Annotated in this window: 1 protein-coding gene and 1 rRNA gene; one reads left to right on the top strand and one right to left on the bottom strand. The window is 66.8% G+C overall.

What is annotated here, in order from left to right; all coding sequences use genetic code 11:
- Positions 1-87 (top strand): 5S ribosomal RNA (rrf, locus tag ACWCSD_RS52570); the annotation flags it as partial.
- An 869-nt stretch (positions 88-956) separates the two neighbouring features.
- Here the strand turns inward: rrf and ACWCSD_RS52565 are convergent.
- A partial coding sequence (locus tag ACWCSD_RS52565) for a hypothetical protein (RefSeq protein ID WP_449927453.1) occupies positions 957-1,469 on the bottom strand: 513 nt, incomplete at its 5' end.

Genomic DNA, 1,469 nt, shown 5'->3' with positions numbered 1-1,469 from the left:
GGTTACATTCCGAACCCGGAAGTTAAGCTTCTCTGCGCCGATGGTACTGCACTCGGGAGGGTGTGGGAGAGTAGGTCACCGCCGGACAATCTTTCAAAGAAGCCCCACACGGGATCGTGTGGGGCTTCTTTGCGTTGTACACGTTTTCCGATGAAGAGCTCAGATGGCGCGCAGCACAGCACGGCTTGGGAGTTCGGTTCCGTGTAACGCGGCTGGCCGCCAGTCGCATTGTGCCAGCCGGCTCACGAACACGGAGCTTCCTGTCAGGGCTGGCGCGCGGTAGGAGACCCCATGTGTTGATGCGCTCTCCGCACTTGGCTTTCCTCCTGTTGGATACGAGCACATCGACTCCAGCGACTTCCCGTTCCGAAGCCTGGAGGCCGGGCGCGACACCTTATAGCCTCGTGAGCCTGCCATGAGTGATGGCGGTGAGCCAATTGCTGTGCACACGGGTCGAACCGGCAATTCCTCGGCCGCCTCCGCTGGATGTCGTTCTGGTGCCTCCTCCAACGCCTCCGGAGACACGTGCACGAGAACGTCCGCCAGATGTAGATGAGGAAACTTCCTGTTCTTGTGTTGCGCGATTTCGACTATGAGATCACTACCGCGTCTTTCTAGTGAGCGGCGTTCTGTGGGGGGAGGCGAAGCTGGGATCGTCGTGGGTGGCTGGAGGGCTCGTTAACGGTCAGGGGCTTGCTAGGCTGGGGGGAGCGGGCCACCCCCACGGGTGGCCTTCGTCGCGTAAGGCCCGAGGGCGGGCGGCGACCAGCCACGGTGGACCGCCGTTGTGAGTCCGCTGAGTGAGCCAACGAAATGGACCAGAAGTGAACAGTGATAACGGATCGGACGGCGGACAGCGCGGGCGCGGCGACTACGGGGACAGGCGCTCCAGCGGCGGCAGGACTGGCGGATACGGCTCTCGCGGGCGTGATTCCGGTAGCGATCGTCCGTTCCGTTCAGAGGGCCGGCCGCGGCCGTACAACCGCGAGGACAGAGCGCCCCGAAGCGGGGAGGGTTCCCGCGACGAGCGTGCGCCACGGCGCGAGGGCGGTTTCCGGGACGAGGGCCGCTCCTACCGCGACCGCGACGACCGCGGACCCCGCCGCGAGGGCGGCTACGGTGAGCGCCGTGAAGGCGGAGGCAGCTACGGCGAGCGTCGCGAGGGCGGCGGCGGCGAGCGTCGCGAGAGCCGGTACGGCGATCGTGGTCCGCGTCGTGAGGGTTTTGACCGTGGTCCGCGTCGTGAGGGTTTCGACCGTGGTCCTCGCCGGGAGGGCTTCGATCGCGGGCCGCGTCGTGAGGGTGAGGAGCGTCCTCCTTACCGGGACCGGGATGATCGCGGGCCGCGCCGTGAGGGCGATGACCGCCGTCCGTACCAGGACCGGGGGCCGCGCCGTGAGGGCGGTGGCTACGGTGACCGTGGTCCGCGTCGTGAGGGTTTCGACCGTGGTCCTCGCCGGGAGGGCTTC

Source organism: Nonomuraea sp. NPDC001684 (assembly GCF_053596515.1).
Note: the sequence above shows the minus strand (reverse complement) of the source record. Positions and strands in the feature narration are given on the sequence as shown.